19 protein-coding genes and 1 riboswitch are annotated in these 18257 nt (G+C 55.6%); of the genes, 10 read left to right on the top strand and 9 right to left on the bottom strand.

Going from position 1 to position 18257, the window contains the following annotated elements; all coding sequences use genetic code 11:
• Window positions 1-55 precede the first annotated feature (55 nt).
• Entirely contained in the window at window positions 56-1048 is a 993-nt protein-coding gene (locus ABLV07_RS12600; protein ID WP_047076419.1) for an alpha/beta hydrolase, read from the bottom strand.
• A 247-nt stretch (window positions 1049-1295) separates the two neighbouring features.
• Here ABLV07_RS12600 and ABLV07_RS12595 point away from each other — a divergent pair, with 247 nt between their 5' ends.
• The 7 genes from ABLV07_RS12595 to pqqF all read left to right on the top strand — a co-directional run bounded on the left by ABLV07_RS12595 (window position 1296) and on the right by pqqF (window position 7962).
• The gene (locus ABLV07_RS12595; protein WP_348853278.1) at window positions 1296-2315 is read left to right on the top strand and encodes a dipeptidase; all 1020 of its coding nucleotides are present in this window, start codon (window positions 1296-1298) and stop codon (window positions 2313-2315) included.
• A 138-nt stretch (window positions 2316-2453) separates the two neighbouring features.
• Window positions 2454-2525 (top strand): pyrroloquinoline quinone precursor peptide PqqA, encoded by a 72-nt coding sequence (gene pqqA / locus ABLV07_RS12590; protein WP_002905689.1) that lies wholly within the window; start codon window positions 2454-2456, stop codon window positions 2523-2525.
• A gap of 54 nt (window positions 2526-2579) precedes the next feature.
• A complete protein-coding gene (pqqB, locus tag ABLV07_RS12585; RefSeq protein WP_142689182.1) occupies window positions 2580-3497 on the top strand; it encodes a pyrroloquinoline quinone biosynthesis protein PqqB in 918 nt (305 codons plus the stop codon).
• 2 nt (window positions 3498-3499) lie between these two features.
• Window positions 3500-4255 carry a pyrroloquinoline-quinone synthase PqqC gene (gene pqqC / locus ABLV07_RS12580; RefSeq protein WP_020078733.1) on the top strand — a complete coding sequence of 252 codons (756 nt, stop codon included), beginning with the start codon at window positions 3500-3502 and terminating at the stop codon, window positions 4253-4255.
• 2 nt (window positions 4256-4257) lie between these two features.
• Complete coding sequence (gene pqqD / locus ABLV07_RS12575) at window positions 4258-4536, top strand: pyrroloquinoline quinone biosynthesis peptide chaperone PqqD (protein ID WP_015366526.1); 279 nt, start codon at window positions 4258-4260, stop codon at window positions 4534-4536.
• Entirely contained in the window at window positions 4523-5665 is a 1143-nt protein-coding gene (gene pqqE, locus ABLV07_RS12570) for a pyrroloquinoline quinone biosynthesis protein PqqE (protein ID WP_020078732.1), read from the top strand. Before pqqD ends, pqqE begins: the two co-directional genes overlap by 14 nt.
• Window positions 5665-7962: a pyrroloquinoline quinone biosynthesis protein PqqF gene (gene pqqF / locus ABLV07_RS12565; protein WP_348853279.1), complete on the top strand. Its 2298-nt coding sequence runs from the start codon at window positions 5665-5667 to the stop codon at window positions 7960-7962. Before pqqE ends, pqqF begins: the two co-directional genes overlap by 1 nt.
• Before the next feature lie 5 nt (window positions 7963-7967).
• Here the strand turns inward: pqqF and mrdA are convergent, their stop codons facing one another.
• The 4 genes from mrdA to ABLV07_RS12545 all read right to left on the bottom strand — a co-directional run bounded on the left by mrdA (window position 7968) and on the right by ABLV07_RS12545 (window position 11760).
• Complete coding sequence (gene mrdA, locus ABLV07_RS12560; protein ID WP_047058726.1) at window positions 7968-9887, bottom strand: penicillin-binding protein 2; 1920 nt, start codon at window positions 9885-9887, stop codon at window positions 7968-7970.
• 186 nt (window positions 9888-10073) lie between these two features.
• Entirely contained in the window at window positions 10074-10706 is a 633-nt protein-coding gene (locus tag ABLV07_RS12555) for a LysE family translocator (RefSeq protein ID WP_015366522.1), read from the bottom strand.
• A gap of 17 nt (window positions 10707-10723) precedes the next feature.
• Window positions 10724-10803, bottom strand: a riboswitch (ZMP/ZTP riboswitch).
• Between the two features lie 9 nt (window positions 10804-10812).
• Complete coding sequence (locus ABLV07_RS12550) at window positions 10813-11316, bottom strand: DMT family transporter (protein WP_015705484.1); 504 nt, start codon at window positions 11314-11316, stop codon at window positions 10813-10815.
• Between the two features lie 9 nt (window positions 11317-11325).
• Complete coding sequence (locus tag ABLV07_RS12545; protein ID WP_032708113.1) at window positions 11326-11760, bottom strand: DMT family transporter; 435 nt, start codon at window positions 11758-11760, stop codon at window positions 11326-11328.
• A gap of 100 nt (window positions 11761-11860) precedes the next feature.
• Between ABLV07_RS12545 and ABLV07_RS12540 the strand changes: the two genes are divergently transcribed.
• Window positions 11861-12793: a LysR family transcriptional regulator gene (locus tag ABLV07_RS12540; RefSeq protein WP_047058724.1), complete on the top strand. Its 933-nt coding sequence runs from the start codon at window positions 11861-11863 to the stop codon at window positions 12791-12793.
• Between the two features lie 264 nt (window positions 12794-13057).
• Window positions 13058-15235, top strand: a complete 2178-nt coding sequence (gene katG / locus ABLV07_RS12535) for a catalase/peroxidase HPI (RefSeq protein WP_015366518.1) — start codon at window positions 13058-13060, stop codon at window positions 15233-15235.
• Between the two features lie 75 nt (window positions 15236-15310).
• On the opposite strand, the gene zapE is transcribed toward katG, so the two are convergent.
• Window positions 15311-16333, bottom strand: a complete 1023-nt coding sequence (zapE, locus tag ABLV07_RS12530) for a cell division protein ZapE (RefSeq protein WP_047042584.1) — start codon at window positions 16331-16333, stop codon at window positions 15311-15313.
• Complete coding sequence (locus ABLV07_RS12525; protein WP_047058720.1) at window positions 16317-16925, bottom strand: TetR/AcrR family transcriptional regulator; 609 nt, start codon at window positions 16923-16925, stop codon at window positions 16317-16319. Before ABLV07_RS12525 ends, zapE begins: the two co-directional genes overlap by 17 nt.
• A gap of 169 nt (window positions 16926-17094) precedes the next feature.
• On the opposite strand from ABLV07_RS12525, the gene ABLV07_RS12520 reads away from it, so the two are divergent.
• Window positions 17095-17964, top strand: a complete 870-nt coding sequence (locus ABLV07_RS12520) for an arginase family protein (protein WP_047049119.1) — start codon at window positions 17095-17097, stop codon at window positions 17962-17964.
• A gap of 95 nt (window positions 17965-18059) precedes the next feature.
• Here the strand turns inward: ABLV07_RS12520 and mgtU are convergent, their stop codons facing one another.
• Window positions 18060-18146 (bottom strand): magnesium transporter protection protein MgtU, encoded by an 87-nt coding sequence (mgtU, locus tag ABLV07_RS12515; RefSeq protein WP_251009860.1) that lies wholly within the window; start codon window positions 18144-18146, stop codon window positions 18060-18062.
• A 10-nt stretch (window positions 18147-18156) separates the two neighbouring features.
• On the bottom strand, window positions 18157-18249 hold the full coding sequence (mgtR, locus tag ABLV07_RS12510) for a protein MgtR (RefSeq protein WP_020078726.1): 93 nt from the start codon (window positions 18247-18249) through the stop codon (window positions 18157-18159).
• Window positions 18250-18257 lie beyond the last annotated feature (8 nt).

The following is an 18257-nucleotide window of genomic DNA, read 5'->3' as shown; positions in this document are numbered from 1 at the left end:
AAAGCATATGCGGCTTTTCCGCAAGCGCAACTCTGCGCTTGCGGCGTGGTGAGGCTTATAAGCGATCGGCATCAATAACCGCCTGAACAAATTCCGCTGGCGCCTCCTGCGGCGGGTTATGTCCCACTGCGCCTTTGAAATCCCGATGCTCATATTTACCGGTGAATTTCGCCCGATAGCTATCCGGCGCTGGATGCGGCGCGCCATTGTTTTCCCCCTCGATGGTAATGGTGGGTACGCTAATCGCCGGCAGTTTCGCGAGTCGCTGTTCGTAGGCCGCATATTTCGCTTCGCCCTGCTCCAACCCCAGGCGCCAGCGGTAGTTACTGATGGTGACGGCAACGTGATCCGGGTTATCCAGCGCTTTCGCGCTATTGGCGAACGTGGCATCCGTGAATGTCCACCGCGGCGAAGCCTGATGCCAGATAAATTTGGCAAAGTCATGGGTATTTTTCCGGTAGCCCGCCTCGCCGCGCGGGGTGGCAAAGTAGAATTGATACCACCACGACAGTTCCGCCTGCGGCGGTAACGGCTTCTCGCCAATTTGCTGGCTGCTAATCAGATATCCGCTCACCGATACCAGCGACTTAACCCGCTGCGGCCAGAGCGCCGCGACGATATCCGCTGTACGCGCGCCCCAGTCAAAGCCGGCGAAATCCGCTTGCTTAATATTTAGCGCATCCATTAGATGCACAATATCCGCCGCCATCGCCGATGGCTGACCGTTACGCGGCGTTTTAGCCGACAGGAAACGGGTGGAGCCGTAGCCGCGCAGATACGGTACGATGACCCGGTAACCCTTCTGCGCCAGCGCCGGGGCCACCTGCGCGTAGCTTTGAATATCATACGGCCAGCCGTGCAGCAAAATTACCGCCTGGCCATCGCGTGGCCCCATATCGACATAACCGATATTCAAATCGCCGGCGTTGATTTGTTGCACCTTGTCGAAAGCGCCTGCGTCTTCAGCAGCGCACACGCTGGCAGACCACAGCGTGGAGAGACACAGCGCCGCCGCGCTGACATGACGGATTGCGGATAATCTGTTCATCCTCATTTCACCTTTTATCTGGAAGCGTTAAGCAAGTACGTGAACAGTTAATCAGGCCTGTGTATCCAGCATGTGTGGGATTTATCGTGTTTTTGCATCGCCATGTATGAGGTTTGCCGATTGATACAGTGTGATACAAACGCCAGATTTGGCGATTGTTGCTAAGTTGTGAATTTCCACTTGCCGCAGCGAACAAATCAGTTACCGTGTCAGGCATTTCTAGTACAACCACCAGATGGAGCGCGCTATGGCGATTTTTGATGGTCACAATGACCTGCTGCTCAATTTATGGCTTCACCATCGCGAGGATCCTTCAACTGCTTTCTTTGCCGGGATTGAGAACGGTCATCTCGACTATCCGCGCATGCTGCAAGGCGAATTTGCCGGCGGGCTATTCGCACTATTCGTGCCACCGCAGGAATATATTGCCCGTATGGCGCCGCAATACGCCAGACAACGATGGGATCCGATCGATATCCTCTGGCAGCAACTGGCCATCCTGAAACAACTTGTCGCGCACTCCGCTGGACGCTTGCGATTATGTCTGAGCGCGGCGGATATCGAACGCTGCCACGAGGATAAGGTACTGGCGATGGTGGCGCATATTGAGGGCGCCGGAGGTTTTGATGGCGAGGGCCACGACCTGCAGGCCTTTTATGCCGCCGGGGTGCGCAGCATTGGTCCGTTCTGGAACATTGCGAACCGCTTCGGCAGCGGCGTTAACGGTTCGTTTCCCGGTAGCCCGGACACTGGGCCTGGACTGACAGCGGCAGGTATCGATCTGATTAAGCAGGCCAATGCCTTGAAGATGCAGATTGACGTGTCTCATATGAATGAAAAAGCGTTCTGGGATACCGCCCAGCACTCGACGTCACCGCTGGTCGCCACCCACTCTAATGCCCACGCGCTATGCCCGCAGCCACGTAATCTCACCGATGAACAACTGCGGGCGATTCGCGACAGCGGCGGCGTGGTCGGCGTCAATTTCGGCAACGCTTTCCTGCGCGCCGACGGCAAACGCGACAGCGACACCCCATTAGCCACCATCGTTCACCATATCGACTATCTTATTAACATTATGGGCGACGATCACGTGGCGTTGGGGTCCGATTTTGACGGCATCACCCTGCCGGACGAATTGGGCGACGTGAGCGGTTTACCACGGCTAATCAACGCGTTGCGCCATAGCGGTTATGAACAATTGGTGCTGGATAAACTGCTTTGGGGCAACTGGCAAAAGGTATTAAAAAATGTTTGGCAACAATAGGTTATATTGTAAACGTAAGGTTAAATGCTTACATGTTGCCGGTTGACCTTTGTCTCCCTGAGGGGCAATATTTGATGGCCATCACAAAACCGACACAACCGAAGACGTTGATGTCGCATTTTTATAGAGGAAAAAACGATGTGGAAGAAACCTGCTTTTATTGATTTACGTCTGGGTCTGGAAGTGACGCTGTACATTTCCAATCGCTAATCGCTCCGCCCGCCGTCCGTGCGGGCATTTTGTTTTTTTATCTGGTCCGTCTTCATGTTTATAAAAGTCCTCGGTTCCGCCGCTGGCGGAGGTTTTCCGCAGTGGAATTGTAACTGCGCCAACTGTCAGGGGCTGCGCAATGGCACAATTCAGGCCACCGCCCGCACCCAGTCTTCCATTATCGTTAGCGATAACGGCAAAGAGTGGGTGCTGTGTAACGCCTCTCCGGATATCAGCCAGCAAATTGCCCACACGCCAGAGTTAAACAAACAAGGCCTACTGCGCGGCACGCATATTGGCGGCATTATCCTTACCGATAGCCAGATTGACCATACTACCGGGCTGCTGAGCCTACGCGAAGGGTGTCCCCATCAGGTCTGGTGCACGCCGGAGGTACATGAGGATCTCAGCACGGGTTTTCCCATTTTTACCATGTTACGGCACTGGAACGGCGGCCTGATTCACCATCCTGTCACCCCGCTGAATAGTTTTACCGTTGACGCCTGTCCCGATCTGCAGTTTACCGCCGTCCCCATCGCCAGCAATGCGCCGCCCTACTCGCCGTTTCGCGATCGCCCGCTGCCGGGCCATAACGTGGCGCTGTTTATCGAAAACCGCCGTAACGGCCAGACGCTGTTCTATGCGCCGGGGCTTGGCGAACCGGATGAAGCGCTCCTGCCGTGGCTGAAAAAAGCGGACTGCCTGCTGATTGACGGTACCGTCTGGCAGGATGATGAACTACAGGCGGCCGGCGTCGGGCGCAATACCGGTCGTGATATGGGCCACCTGGCGCTTGGGGATGAACACGGCATGATGGCGTTGCTGGCCTCACTCCCGGCGAAGCGCAAAATTCTGATTCATATCAATAACACGAATCCTATCCTTAACGAGCAATCGCCGCAGCGCAAGGCCCTGACGCAACAGGGAATTGAAGTGAGCTGGGACGGGATGCCTATCACGCTTCAGGACTAACTATGCAGATACGCGAAACCCTATCGCCACAAGCGTTTGAACAAGCGCTACGGGAAAAAGGCGCCTACTACCATATCCATCATCCGTACCATATTGCGATGCATAACGGCGAGGCCAGCCGCGAACAAATCCAGGGCTGGGTGGCGAACCGTTTTTACTACCAGACCAATATCCCACTAAAAGACGCGGCGATTATGGCAAACTGCCCCGATCCACACACCCGACGCAAATGGGTGCAGCGGATCCTCGACCACGATGGCAGTAACGGCCAGGAAGGCGGTATTGAAGCCTGGCTGCAGTTGGGTGAAGCCGTGGGGCTAAGCCGTGATGAGTTACTCAGCGAGCGCCACGTGCTGCCCGGGGTGCGTTTTGCCGTCGACGCCTACGTCAATTTTGCCCGCCGGGCCAACTGGCAGGAAGCGGCGTGCAGTTCGCTGACCGAACTGTTTGCCCCGCAAATTCATCAGTCGCGCCTCGACAGCTGGCCGCAGCACTATCCATGGATCAAAGAAGAAGGCTATTTCTACTTCCGCAGCCGCTTAAGCCAGGCCAATCGCGACGTCGAACATGGGCTGGAGCTGGCGAAGATCTACTGCGATAGCGCGGAAAAGCAGAACCGGATGCTGGAGATCCTGCAGTTTAAGCTCGACATTCTGTGGTCGATGCTGGATGCCATGACCATGGCCTACGCGTTGCAGCGCCCGCCCTATCATACGGTCACCGACAAGGCGGCCTGGCACACGACCCGACTGGTATAACTATGCAAAAAAGCGCAATCATCGCCTTTCGTCGCGGCTACCGCCTGCAGTGGGAAGCTGCTCAGGATAGCCACGTGATCCTCTATCCGGAAGGAATGGCGAAACTGAATGAGACCGCCGCCGCGATCCTCGAACTGGTCGATGGTCAACGCGACGCGGCAAAAATAATCGCCGAACTCAACGCCCGTTTCCCGGAAGCCGGCGGCGTCGATGACGACGTCATCGAATTCCTGCAGATAGCTTACCAACAGAAGTGGATTATCTTCCGTGAGCCAGAATAAACCCGCCGTTAATCCGCCGCTGTGGCTACTGGCGGAGCTGACCTATCGCTGTCCGTTGCAGTGCCCCTACTGCTCTAACCCACTGGACTTTGCTCAGCAGGAGAAAGAACTCACCACCGAACAGTGGATTGAGGTCTTTCGCCAGGCGCGGGCCATGGGTAGCGTGCAGATGGGTTTCTCCGGCGGCGAACCGCTGACGCGCAAAGATCTGCCGGAGCTTATCCGCGCCGCGCGCGATCTCGGTTTTTACACCAATCTGATTACGTCAGGCATTGGGCTCACCGAGAGCAAACTCGACGCCTTCAGCGAGGCCGGGCTGGATCATATCCAGATTAGCTTCCAGGCCAGCGATGAAGTGCTTAACGCAGCGCTGGCGGGCAACAAAAAAGCGTTCCAGCAGAAGCTGGCGATGGCGAAAGCGGTAAAAGCACGCGACTACCCGATGGTGCTGAACTTTGTCCTCCATCGCCACAATATCGACCAGATCGATAAAATCATCGAGCTGTGTATCGAGCTGGAAGCGGATGATGTTGAGCTCGCCACCTGCCAGTTTTACGGCTGGGCGTTCCTCAATCGTCAGGGGTTACTGCCGACCCGCGAACAGATCGCCCGAGCTGAACAGGTCGTTGCTGATTACCGCCATAAAATGGCGGCTAACGGTAATCTGACCAATCTGCTCTTTGTCACCCCGGACTACTACGAAGAACGCCCTAAAGGCTGTATGGGCGGCTGGGGCTCAATATTCCTCAGCGTGACCCCGGAAGGCACCGCGCTGCCGTGTCACAGCGCGCGCCAGTTACCGGTCGAGTTCCCGTCGGTGCTGGAGCAGAGCCTGGAATCGATCTGGTATGACTCGTTTGGCTTCAACCGCTACCGCGGCTTCGACTGGATGCCGGAGCCGTGCCGTTCCTGTGATGAAAAAGAGAAAGATTTCGGCGGCTGCCGCTGTCAGGCCTTTATGCTGACCGGCAATGCAGATAACGCTGACCCGGTGTGCAGCAAATCGCCGCACCATCATAAAATCCTCGAAGCGCGGCGCGAAGCGGCCTGTAGCGACATCAAAATCAGCCAGCTGCAGTTCCGCAACCGCACCCGTTCACAGCTGATTTATAAAACCCGGGAATTGTGATGACCACCGCCACCCGCATCGTGGAACTGGCAGGCGGGATTCGCGCAACGCTGGTTCATCAGCCGCAGGCGACGCGTGCTGCGGCGTTGGTTAAGGTGGGGGCCGGAAGCCATCACGAAACCGATGCCCTGCCGGGGCTGGCCCATTTACTGGAACATTTGCTGTTTCGCGGCAGCCAGCGCTATCACGCAGACGAGCGATTAATGGCGTGGATCCAACGCCAGGGCGGCAGCGTCAACGCCACCACCCTTGCCCGCCACAGCGCCTATTTCTTCGAGGTCGCCGCCAGTAGTCTGGCCGAGGGCATCACCCGTCTACGGGATACGCTCCAGGCGCCGCTGCTGTCGCCTGAAAATATCCGTCAGGAACTGGCGGTCATCGATGCGGAAAACCGGCTTATCCAGCAGCACGATCCCTCCCGCCGTGAAGCCGCAGCCCGTCACGCGATGGCGGCGCCCGCGGCTTTTCGCCGTTTTCAGGTCGGCAGCATGGATTCTCTGGGCGGAAACTTGCCTGCGCTGCAGGTTGCGCTCGGCGAGTTTCATCAGCGCTATTATGTCGCCAGCCATCTGCAGCTATGGCTTCAGGGGCCGCAGTCGCTTGATGAATTAGCCGCATTGGCCCATTTTTTTGCCGCGGGATTCCCTGGCGGCCTGCCGCCGGAAAGCCCGCCGTCTGCGTATTTTAGCAACAATGTGGATCTTCAACTGGCCGTTGAAGACCAACCGGCGGTATGGCGTTGTCCGCTCATTGCAGTAAGTGACAACGTCACTACTTTTCGTGAATTCTTACTGGATGAAGCGCCCGGCAGCCTGCTGGCCGGGCTACGTGAATGCGGGCTCGCGGACGATGTCGCGCTGAACTGGCTTTACCAGGATGAACGTGTCGGCTGGCTGGCGCTGGTATTCAGCAGCGACCATCCCGACGCCATCCAGCAGCATCTCGAGCGATGGCTGCAGGCATTGCGCCACACCTCACCTGAACAGCAGTTGCACTATTACAGGCTGGCGCAGCGGCGTTTTAACGCACTCACCCCGCTCGAACAGTTACGTCAGCGGGCATTGGGTTTTGCGCCCGATTCCCCGCCCATCGACTTTGCCCGTTTCTGCGCCAGCTTGCTGACGGCGCCAGCCTCTTCGCTGGTGTGCCGCAAAATAGCGGCTGGCGATGGCGTGGCAACCCAGGGCTTTACCTTGCCGCTCGGCCGTAGGCAGCCACGGACAGTCGTGATTGATCCGCTGGCATTTAGCTTCTATCCGCAGGCGGCGACCGCGGCAGCGCCTGACCTGCCGCCAACGACCAGCCCGCTGCTGCATGTCATTGCAGATAATCAAACGCCAACGCTGATCGTTCGCAAGCCATTCTATAGCGTGCTTAGTCAGGCGCAGGGGATGGCGATAAGCCAGCAGCTCCGTCCCTTGCTCGCGCAACTTCGCCATGCTGGCGGCAGCGGCGAGTGGCAAACGGTGGACGGCAACTGGCAGCTTACCCTACAGCTACCGGAAGCCGGCGGCGTAGCGGAGCGCGTCGTCACCGCACTTATGCGCCGATTAGCCCAACCCGCGCCGGGGACGACGGTCGCACCTGAAACCATTGCGATTCGCCAGCTACTGCAACAATTACCTGAACATCTGACTATCGCCCCGGCGCAAGAGGGTTGGCTGGCGGCGATGGTGGGCGGCAGCGGCAATCTGGCGCAGCAGGTTGCCCGTCAGTTGACGCTGCTCAATACCCCGATCAACGCCGAGCTTCACTCTTCGGCGGGCTGTCGCCGCGGTATTCAGCGTATTCCCCACGCCAGCTCGGATAACGCGCTACTGGTTTTTATTCCATTGCCCGAGGGGGCATCGCTGGCCGCGCTGCAACTGCTGGCGCTACTTTGCGAGCCGCAATTCTTCCAGCGTCTGCGGGTCGAACAGCAGATTGGCTACGTGGTGAGCTGCCGTTATCAGCGGATCGCCGATCGCGATGGCCTGCTGCTGGCGCTGCAGTCGCCAGATCGTTCCATCAGTAACCTGCTACGCTGCTGTAAAACCTTTCTCCGCCAGTTAACGCTGTGTGGGCAAGCTGAGTTCAGCCAGTTACAACACCAGCTGGCTGAGCAGAACGGTCAGGCGCAGGACGCCAGCGCCACCGCACTCTCCGCCCTGCGCCAGCGCTATCATCTACCGGTAGCCACGCCGCAGAACGTTAACGACCTACAGCTGGACGAGGTCATCGCGCTATGGCGTGAGATAACTCGCCGTCGCCGCAGCTGGCGAATCCTGTTTAGCGCGCCGACGACGTCCGCCACTTAAAGTGGTTACTGCGCATCGGCGCTTTCGACCTGCGGAACGTTACTTTGCGCGCTATCCGCAGCCGGCGCATTCGCCGGGTCGAAGATATGGTCGAGAATCGCTCGCGCCGTCGGGCCGGCGACAACGCCATCGCCGCCGCCATTTTCGAGAATGAGCGCCATCGCCACTTTCGGATGCTGATACGGCGCAAACAGGGTATAAAAAATGTGGTCGCGCAGACGTACCGGGATCATTTTGGCATTGTAGGTCTGGTTCTCCTTCAGGCTAAACACCTGCGAGGTGCCGGACTTCGCCGCAATCTGGTACGGCGCGGTATGAAACAGCTTATATCCCGTTCCGTTCGGCAGGTTCGCCATGCCATACATACCATTGCGAACAACCCCCCAGTATGGCGATTTCGGATCGCCGACCTGCGGTAAATTGGCTGGCTGCTGATAGCGTTCGACCTTATTCCCCTGCTTCATTGAGTATAAAAGATGCGGGTTTTGTACCTTGCCGTTGTTGATTAGGGTGGTCAGCGCTTTCACCATTTGAATAGGAGTGGCGATCCAGTACCCCTGGCCGATACCGACGGAAATCGTATCGCCCTGATACCACGGTTTTTTATGTACCCGCTGTTTCCATTCGCGGCTCGGCAAAACCCCGGCGTATTCTTCATTGAGATCGATGCCGGTCGATTGTCCGTAACCAAACTTGCTCAACCACTCCTGTATACGGTCGATGCCCATCTCAAAAGCGACCTGGTAGAAGAAGGTATCCGCCGACTCTTCAATCGCTTTGGTCACATTCAACATACCATGTCCCGTTTTTAACCAGTCGCGATAGCGGCGCTGAGTACCCGGTAGCGTCCAGGTCGGCGCGCCGAAGAAGGTGGTATTTGGCGTAATCACCCCGGCGGAAAGGGCTGAGAGCGCCATATACGGCTTGACCGTGGAAGCCGGGGGATACAAGCCCTGAGTGACGCGGTTAATCAGCGGGCGATCCTGGTTATCGAGCAGCGATTTGTAAGCCTGGTAGCCAATCCCCTTAACGAAGGGGTTGGGGTCATAGCTGGGGCTGGAGACCATTGCCAGTACGCCGCCGTCGCGCGGGTCGACGGCCACGACCGCGGCGCGCTGGCCCTTCAGGACCGACTCAATATACTGCTGCAAATGCAGGTCTAGCGTCAGATAGATATTTTTGCCGGCGACCGGCGGGACTTCTTTCAACAGGCGAACGACGCGACCGTGGTTGTCTACCTCGACTTCCTGATAACCGGTGGTGCCATGCAGCTCTTTCTCGTAATAGCCTTCAATCCCCTGTTTACCGATATTGCGATCGGCCGCGTAGTTTTCTGCTTCGCCGTTTTTCGCCAGCCGTTGTAAATCGTTATCGTTAATTTTCGAAACGTAACCGACAACGTGCGCCAGTTCCGCGCCATAGGGATAACTTCGCTGCTGGTAGCTCTCGACGGTGACGCCGGGAAAACGGAATTCGTTGACCGCAAAGCGCGCCACTTCCACATCGGTAAGATCGGATTTCAGCGTCACCTCTTTATAGCGGCTATTGTGGTGCATATCGTCGCGGAAACTGGCGATATCATCCGCCGTCAGGTCGACAATCGGGCTTAACGCCTGCAACAGCGCCGACATATCGGCAATCTTGCTGGGGATCACCTGCAGGCGATACAGGGTGATATTTTGCACCAGCGGAATACCGTTGCGGTCGAAAATCAGCCCCCGGCTTGGCGCGATCGGCAACATTTTAATGTCGTTTTGATTGGAGCGGGTCTGATAAAAGTCGTGCTGCTCTACCTGGAGATGGTAGAGATTGAAAATCAACACCCCAAAGCAGACCACCACCAACAGGAAAGCAATAACGGCGCGGCGGATAAACAGCATCTCTTCTGCCGAGTGGTCGCGGATCTCATCTCTCAATAGGGCCATTGGCGGCAATTTACCTGCGTCACTGGAAAGCACAAAAACTAAAGGCGGGGAAGAATAGCTTTATTGACGCATTAGCCCTACTGAAAGGTTGCTAATGAACTGGCAGAAATGTATCAGTATGTTAGAACGTGAGTTGCCTTTCTCAACGAGAGAAAGGCATAAGAACGCGTTGTCAGGCGGTAACGATTATTTTCTGGCCTCAAAAGCGATCTTTACCGCCATTCCGGCAAGTACCGTCGCCATCAGCCAACGCTGAAAGTGTTGCCAGCCCGGTCGCCGCCCAAGAAACAGCGCCACCTGCCCGGCCAGCATAATAATAAGCCCGTTAACCGCCACGCTTATTAGCGCCTGGGTGCAGCCTAGTATTAGGGACTGACTCAGCACGCTACCGAGTCCGGGGGTGATAAACTGCGGCAGCAAAGACAAATACAAGATAGCCACTTTAGGATTCGCCAGGCTGGTAAGAAAGCCCATCAGAAACAGCTTACGCCCGCTATCAGCCGGTAAGTCGCGCACCGCGAAAATCGGCCGCCCACCGGGTTTAATCGCCTGCCACGCTAAATAGAGTAAATAAGCCACTCCGCAAATTCGCAACGCATCGTAGGCATAGGGTACGGCGAAAACCAGCGCGGTTATGCCAAAAGCCGCGCACAGCATATAAAAGAAAAACCCCACCGCAACGCCAGCAAGGGATATAAAGCCGGCGCGTTTTCCCTGGCAAATCGACCGTGAAGTGAGGTACATCATGTTGGGGCCAGGCGTTAACACCAACCCCAACGCCACCGCGGCAAAAGCCGATAATGAAGCTAATTCAGGCATAACTTATCTCCAGATAGGGGTAATGCCCAGGCGCGCGGCGTACTTGACCATGCTCCCCAACAGTATTCTGTCTTTAGCGCCAGTCACATGGTGTCTAAGTATTAGCTTATTCCCGTTCGGTCGACAACCATTTCGCCTTTCCCGGCCGTTTAGAAGGTGCAACTGCTCCTGATACGCCAGAGGCGTATATAAAGTACAGTGCTAACGCCAAACACAGCACCGCTGCCAGGCGTTGTGGCGAAAAGGCAATAGCGCTATTTCCCAACCACCCGAAATTATCAATCAGCAAGCTCATCGCGAGTTGACCAAATATTACCGCCACCGTCGCCGTTGCCGTGCCGATTCGCTGTACTGCCAGCACCATGATGACAATATAGGGTACCCCGCAGAACGCGCCAAGCAGTTGCCACTTTGGTACATCCAGTAGCGTCATTGACTGCTGCGGAGCAAAGAAAACGATGAATAAACCGGTCACCAATGCGCCAATGGAAAAGGTCAAAAAGGCGCTACGCAATATTCCGACTTGCGCGCCAAGACGGCCATTCACCGCAGCCTGTACGCTTAGCAATGCGCCGCCAATCAGCGACAAAATAATCATCAACATATTCATATCAGCACCTCAATCAACGGCAATCAGCACTAATGCCGCCACAATGAACAACAGAGCAATAACCCGGCGGCGATCTATTTTTCGCCGCGGGCTACCAAACCAGCCAAAATGATCGATTAACAGACTCTTACATACTTGACCGGCGAGAATACCGGTAATCGTCATTGCGATACCGATCGTCGGAGTAACAATCGTTAATATCAGCACATAACCTGGCCCCAATAGACCACCGGTTAATTGCCAACCGGGGAGCGAAAAAAAAGAGGGACTTTGTCGCGGGCTAAAAAAAAGCATCAGTAAAAACGTTAATGCCGCGCCAATGGCGAAAATACTCATTGTTGCCCATAAATCACCGACCTGACCCGCCAGCGGCCCCAATAGACCTGCCTCTACGGACAGCCCCATTCCGCCGGCAATCACTAAAAAAATCAGCACACGCTGCATGTTAAATACTCTTCAGTTGTTAAGAGCGGAAGAGAATAGAACGGCGCGCTAATGCAAAAAATAGTATAGTTTTGCAAACACCTTTGCAGGATTTGCATTAATGGCCGACGTAGGTAACATCAATCTCCGCGCCCTCCAGCTGTTTATCGCCGTGTATGACAGCCATAGTTTTTCCGTTGTCGCGCGCCGTGAAGGCGTGTCCCCTTCTCTTATCTCACGGGTCATCCAGCAACTCGAGGATGCGCTAGGCCAGCAGCTGTTCTACCGCAATACCCGTGCGGTCGTTCCAACGGAGGCCGGAAACCTGTTTGCTGACTATGCTCGCGGGATGACCGAGCAATTCGCTCACGCGCAACGCGAATTACAGGATCGCGCCCGACAACCTGGCGGACTCGTGCGCATCAACGCCCCGGTCTACTTTGGCCAACGGCATATCGCGCCATGGTTAGCGGGACTGGCCGATCGTTATCCCGAGCTGGAGTACGAATTAATCCTGACCGATGACTTTGTCGATCCTCATCGCCAGGCGACTGATATCATTTTTCGTATCAGCGCCCTGCCTGACGCCAGCTATCACGCAAAGGTTTTTGGCGCCCAGCGCTATTACCTCGCCGCAGCGCCTGGTTACCTTTCCCGTTTCGGCGCGCCGCAATCGCCTTCTGAGCTTAATCAACACCGCACGCTGGTGTATCGCGGTTCACAGGGCGCTAACCGTTGGCTTTTTCGCCAGAGGGAAGAAGAGTGGACCCATTACCCGCAAACACCGCGGCTAATCTCAAACAACGCCGATGCCCTTCTCACTTCAGCGATTGGCGGAATGGGCATTGTTTTGTTTCCGGACTGGATGGTGAGCGACGCGCTGGCGCAGGGAACATTAGTAGCGCTGATGAATGACTACAGCGTTGGCATTAACCATTTGCCCTCTTACATTGCCGCGATTTATCCGCATGCTCGTCATCCGTCGCTCAATGTACGCACCGTTATTGATTATTTTACCGACGTTTTCGGCACGCCGCTTTACTGGCAACGCTAATCCTTTCATCGCAGTAAAATTGTCATATCTCAAACAATTAGCGATCCGTTGCGGGTAACGCATCATAACGTTTCCTTTACCGCTGCGTTACGACTATGTTTAAAGGTGTGGTTTTGAATTTCGCCGAGTAAACACACTAAAACACTGGTTTTAATTATGTTTGTTGAACGGTAAAAGCTATTAAATCCGTAGACTCATTCAAATATCGCTTATTGGTAGCAGTGTATATCGTAATGGCATTCACAAAAGCAAACGGAGCCTGATATGAGCACGTCAAATGATCCCACTAACAACCCATCCGCAGGGAAATGCCCTTTCCACGCCGGGACGCCGAAGCAAAGCGCCGGCAGCGGTACCGCCAACCGTGACTGGTGGCCCAACCAACTTCGTGTTGACCTGCTGAATCAGCACTCCAATCGTTCTAACCCATTGGGTGAAAACTTCAACTATCGGGAAGAGTTCAAAAAGCTCGACTACTCCGCATTGAAAGCCGACCTTCGCGCGCTGCTGACCGACTCTCAGGAGTGGTGGCCTGCCGATTGGGGCAGCTACATTGGCCTGTTTATTCGTATGGCGTGGCACGGCGCGGGGACTTACCGTACCGTCGATGGCCGCGGCGGCGCCGGTCGCGGGCAGCAGCGCTTCGCCCCGCTTAACTCCTGGCCGGATAACGTCAGCCTTGATAAAGCCCGTCGTCTGCTGTGGCCGGTGAAACAAAAATATGGTCAGAAAATCTCCTGGGCAGACCTGTATATGCTGGCGGGTAACGTGGCATTAGAAAACGCCGGCTTCCGTACCTTCGGTTTCGGCGCAGGGCGTGAAGACGTGTGGGAACCGGACCTCGATGTTGACTGGGGCGATGAAAAAGAGTGGCTGAAACATCGCCACCCGGAAAGCCTGGAAAAACAGGCGCTGGGCGCCACAGAAATGGGTCTCATCTATGTCAACCCGGAAGGCCCTAACGCCAGCGGCGATCCGCTTTCCGCCGCGGCAGCCATTCGTGCGACCTTCGGCAATATGGCGATGGACGATGAAGAAATCGTCGCGCTGATCGCCGGCGGCCATACGCTGGGTAAAACGCACGGCGCCGCACCGGCAAGCCACGTTGGCCCGGAACCGGAAGCCGCCCCGCTGGAATCTCAGGGTCTTGGCTGGAGCAGTACTTACGGCAGCGGTGTAGGCGCGGACGCCATCACCTCGGGTCTGGAAGTCGTATGGACGCAAACCCCGACCCAATGGAGCAACTACTTCTTCGAGAACCTGTTCAAATACGAGTGGGTACAGACGCGCAGCCCGGCGGGCGCTATTCAGTTCGAAGCGAAAGATGCGCCGGAGATTATTCCCGATCCGTTTGATCCGAATAAAAAACGCAAGCCGACCATGCTGGTGACGGACCTGACGCTGCGCTTCGACCCGGAATTCGGCAAAATCTCGCGCCGTTTCCTGAACGATCCGCAGGCCTTTAACGAAGCCTTCGCCCGCGCCTGGTTCAAACTAATTCACCGCGATATGGGGCCAAAATCCCGTTATCTCGGTCCGGAAGTGCCAAAAGAAGATCTGATTTGGCAGGATCCATTACCGGCTCCGACGCATAACCCGACCGCCTCCGACATCGCTACGCTGAAAACGGCCATTGCGGATTCAGGCCTGTCGGTCAGCGAACTGGTCTCCGTTGCCTGGGCTTCCGCCTCAACCTTCCGCGGCGGTGATAAACGCGGCGGCGCTAACGGCGCGCGTCTGGCCCTGCTGCCACAGAGAGAATGGCCGGTCAACGCCATTGCCAGCAAAGTGCTGCCAACGCTACAGGCCATCCAGAAAGCATCGGGTAAAGCGTCTCTGGCGGATATCATTGTTCTGGCGGGCGTTGTGGGGGTTGAGCAGGCCGCAGCGGCTGCCGGCGTTCAAGTAAACGTGCCGTTTGCGCCGGGTCGCGTAGATGCGCGCCAGGATCAGACCGATGTTGAAGCAATGGATCTGCTGCAGCCGCTGGCCGACGGTTTCCGTAATTACCGTCGCATCGAAGGCGGCGTATCAACGGAAACCCTGCTTATCGATAAAGCGCAGCAGCTAACCCTGACGGCGCCGGAAATGACGGCGCTGGTCGGCGGCCTGCGCGTGCTGGGCGCTAACTTCGATGGCAGCCAACATGGCGTCTTCACCGATCGCGTCGGCGTCCTCAGCACTGACTTCTTCGTCAACCTGCTGGATATGGGCACCGTATGGAAAGCCGCGGATGAACAGGCTGAGCTGTTTACCGGTCACGACCGTAAGAGCGGCGAAGAGAAATATACCGCCACTCGCGTCGATCTGGTGTTCGGTTCTAACTCGGTCCTGCGCGCGCTGGCCGAAGTCTATGCCTGTGCCGATGCGCAACAGAAATTCGTTACTGATTTCGTTGCCGCATGGACCAAGGTAATGAATCTGGATCGTTTCGATCTGTAATTCCCCTGCCCGCCGGTGAATAACCGGCGGCAGGTTACTCTGTTAAAGCGCCGCTCATTATCGAGTGGCGCTTTTTTATGCTTCCCGAGCGAGCTGCTGTAACCGACTGTAGGTGCGTTGAATATCATCCAGCTCCACATCCGCCACCAGTGTTTCCAGCCCGCAATCGGTAATTAAAATTAAGCGGCACTGTTTTTCATACAAAATATCCACCACGTTGATAAAGCGCTGCTGTGCCGCAGGGCTAACTCGCGCCAACGGTGGAACCTTCTCGACGAGCCAGTTCTGGTGTTGCTCACATAGCGTCAGGTAATCCATAACCGAGGTAGGCGCAAGGCAGAGCTGGTCGAAAGTGAAATGCAGAAAAGCACCTTGCCGAGATGCCGTCTGCAGGGTGCGATAACCTACTTGCAGAGCCTGCGCCTGCAGGGCAATATCCGGCAAACCGAGCGTCGCGCGAGTACTGGGGGTTGGCTGCACCAACAGTTTTCCCTGGCAGAAATCATTCTCCAGCGAGGCATGTCGCTCGCGGTAATCCTGTTCGCCGTTGAGCGCCGTTACCGTCATATGACGTTTAATGAGGTTAATGGAAGGCAAAAAACGTTCGTGATAGAGCGGATTCGCCAGCAAACGGTCGGGGGGATAATTGGAGGTCGCTAATAAGACGATATTTCGCGCGAACAAATGCTCCAGTAGCACCTTTATCAACATCGCATCAGCCGGGTCATGAAGATGAAACTCATCAAAACAGAGCAGACGACAGTTGTCGGTCATTTGCGCGACGACCTCTTGCAACCGCGGCGCCGAAGGGGCGTTCAGCCGCTGATGGAGTTCGCGGAAAAAGTGATGAAAATGCACCCGCCGCTTTTCACGCAGCGGCAAGCTGGCAAAGAAACTATCGAGAATAAAGCTCTTCCCACGCCCGGTTCGCCCCCAGACGTACAATCCTTGTATTGCCGTTTGCTGCCGGAATAACTGATGGCTCAGCGTTTGCAAGTTGGCAACCAACGCGAGCTGGTCGGCATCAAGGGTGAGATTTTCTTTTGCCGCCCGTTGAGCCATCACGGCGCTAAAACAGAAATCAGCGTACTGTGGCATGGAATTCACTAGCGCTATTTTTATTGAGAATGGTCGCCATGACGTTGTCAAAATGCGGCAGATCCTTAGCCACGGTAAATGCGGGATTCATCGCTTTACGGCCAATCAGACCATCGATGAATGCAAAGATGGTGAGCGTTGCTTCTTCGACGTTAACGTGTGGGCTGAGCTCGCCTGCGGCAATTCCTTGAGCAATAATCTGTGCCATTCCGTCGCGCATGATCCTGTCGCTATTGACGAAAATCTGCCGCAGCGCCGGCTTTCTTGCCGATTCCGCAATAATTTCCACCCACAGCTGGTGCGAAGAGGGATACCCCACTTCTTCTATACAGGAAACGGCTAAGGCGCAAATCTGCGCAAAATGGGAACCTTCGAAGCGCTCCTGATGCTTAGCTAATGCCGATTTTTGCTCTTCAAGGATAATCGCCTCAATGAGTTCATCTTTGCCTTTGAAGTAGGTGTACATCGCGCCGAGGCTAATACCTGCGCGCAGTGCAATTTCGCGCACGCTGGTTCCATTAAATCCTTTTTCGGCAAAGCACGCCGCCGCGGCGACAATCAGCTTATGGTACGTTTCTGAATTATTTAACATTTCAACTACCTCCGGCGATGGGCAATTCTACCTGCTTCAAGCGCTTTTTGGCTAGCAGCCTAATGTTAGGGTAAATAACCCGTTTTTACTTGCCATCACCGACAGTGCGCCTCATTATTAATGAATGAACGTTCGTTCATTTGTGATGATAAATATGAGGAGAACCATGATGCCAAATACCCAATCCAGTCTGCGTTTGCTTTTTCCGCAATGGCAAGGCGGCAACAATCCGCCCTACTTCTTCGGCTCCCGGATGCTGTCCTGGCTGGCGCCGCCTGCGCAAGGCGTTGTCGAGGAGGTCTGTGTCCCCGAACCAGGACACGCTCAACTGGCAAATGAAGATGGAATTGTCGGCCGCCGGGCGATCGTTGAACAGTTGCTTGATGCACAAGACAAAATCACTCGAAATCAGCCAGAGACCATTGTCACCTTAGGGGGCGATTGCCTGGTCTCCCTGGCTCCTTTCGCCTGGCTTGTGGAAAAATATGGCGATAAATTGGGGGTATTATGGATTGATTCTCACCCGGACGTTATGACGCCAGAGCAGTTCCCACATGCCCATGCCCACGTTCTTGGGGCTTTAATGGGCAATGGCGACGCGGAATTAACCCAGGTGGTCAGAAAGCCATTATCACCTGGCAAAGCGCTCATTGCCGGGATCCATAGCCCGCTCGATGTCGAAAAACAGTTTATTAGTGAACGCGGTATCGCCACCTTAAGCCCATCAGAGCTGCGTCAGAATCCGCAGGCGATTGACGAGTGGAGAGCGCGTGAACGTATTGAGTACCTGGCCATCCATCTCGATCTTGATGTCCTCGACCCGGCCCTGTTTCGAGCAGTGCTGTTTGCTCGTCCGGGGCGCGGCGTACACGATTTTGGCGATGTCGCCGAAGGGAAACTGACGATTGCCGAAGTGGTTAATCTTATCAATCAAGCCGCCGCTCAGGCCAAACCGGTCGGCCTCACCGTCGCCGAACACCTGCCCTGGGATACCTTAAACCTGAAGAATATGCTCGAAGCTCTACCATTATTGAGTTAATCGACGTGTTCCCCGTGGTGGAAAGTACCATTTGCCATGTTGCAGGAATACCGCAGGGACTTTAGGCCCGGAGCGATAACGCCCCGGGCCTTAAACTACCTAATCCAGACGGTGAGTAAGACTATCACCACCATCATCAACACGGCCTGGAGAAAGATTGGGTCTAACGACGTTTTGCGCATAGTCCCCCCGCTATTCAAAGATTTGCCGTATCGCCAGCGCCAGTACCAGCAAACCGGCCAGTAAAAACATCCAGGCGATGAGATCCTCCGGTGAACGATTCATCGTCATCC

The organism is Klebsiella sp. CN_Kp097 (assembly GCF_040064495.1).
Classification (GTDB): domain Bacteria; phylum Pseudomonadota; class Gammaproteobacteria; order Enterobacterales; family Enterobacteriaceae; genus Klebsiella; species Klebsiella aerogenes.
Note: the sequence above shows the minus strand (reverse complement) of the source record. Positions and strands in the feature narration are given on the sequence as shown.

What these genes read in the sequence shown, in the direction of transcription:
- ABLV07_RS12600 (WP_047076419.1), bottom strand. Translation starts at nt 1,048, where the DNA reads ATGAACAGATTATCCGCAATCCGTCATGTCAGCGCGGCGGCGCTGTGT.
- ABLV07_RS12595 (WP_348853278.1), top strand. Translation starts at nt 1,296, where the DNA reads ATGGCGATTTTTGATGGTCACAATGACCTGCTGCTCAATTTATGGCTT.
- pqqB (WP_142689182.1), top strand. Translation starts at nt 2,580, where the DNA reads ATGTTTATAAAAGTCCTCGGTTCCGCCGCTGGCGGAGGTTTTCCGCAG.
- pqqC (WP_020078733.1), top strand. Translation starts at nt 3,500, where the DNA reads ATGCAGATACGCGAAACCCTATCGCCACAAGCGTTTGAACAAGCGCTA.
- pqqD (WP_015366526.1), top strand. Translation starts at nt 4,258, where the DNA reads ATGCAAAAAAGCGCAATCATCGCCTTTCGTCGCGGCTACCGCCTGCAG.
- pqqF (WP_348853279.1), top strand. Translation starts at nt 5,665, where the DNA reads ATGACCACCGCCACCCGCATCGTGGAACTGGCAGGCGGGATTCGCGCA.
- mrdA (WP_047058726.1), bottom strand. Translation starts at nt 9,887, where the DNA reads ATGGCCCTATTGAGAGATGAGATCCGCGACCACTCGGCAGAAGAGATG.
- ABLV07_RS12555 (WP_015366522.1), bottom strand. Translation starts at nt 10,706, where the DNA reads ATGCCTGAATTAGCTTCATTATCGGCTTTTGCCGCGGTGGCGTTGGGG.
- ABLV07_RS12550 (WP_015705484.1), bottom strand. Translation starts at nt 11,316, where the DNA reads ATGAATATGTTGATGATTATTTTGTCGCTGATTGGCGGCGCATTGCTA.
- ABLV07_RS12545 (WP_032708113.1), bottom strand. Translation starts at nt 11,760, where the DNA reads ATGCAGCGTGTGCTGATTTTTTTAGTGATTGCCGGCGGAATGGGGCTG.
- ABLV07_RS12540 (WP_047058724.1), top strand. Translation starts at nt 11,861, where the DNA reads ATGGCCGACGTAGGTAACATCAATCTCCGCGCCCTCCAGCTGTTTATC.
- katG (WP_015366518.1), top strand. Translation starts at nt 13,058, where the DNA reads ATGAGCACGTCAAATGATCCCACTAACAACCCATCCGCAGGGAAATGC.
- zapE (WP_047042584.1), bottom strand. Translation starts at nt 16,333, where the DNA reads ATGCCACAGTACGCTGATTTCTGTTTTAGCGCCGTGATGGCTCAACGG.
- ABLV07_RS12525 (WP_047058720.1), bottom strand. Translation starts at nt 16,925, where the DNA reads ATGTTAAATAATTCAGAAACGTACCATAAGCTGATTGTCGCCGCGGCG.
- ABLV07_RS12520 (WP_047049119.1), top strand. Translation starts at nt 17,095, where the DNA reads ATGCCAAATACCCAATCCAGTCTGCGTTTGCTTTTTCCGCAATGGCAA.
- mgtU (WP_251009860.1), bottom strand. Translation starts at nt 18,146, where the DNA reads ATGCGCAAAACGTCGTTAGACCCAATCTTTCTCCAGGCCGTGTTGATG.
- mgtR (WP_020078726.1), bottom strand. Translation starts at nt 18,249, where the DNA reads ATGAATCGTTCACCGGAGGATCTCATCGCCTGGATGTTTTTACTGGCC.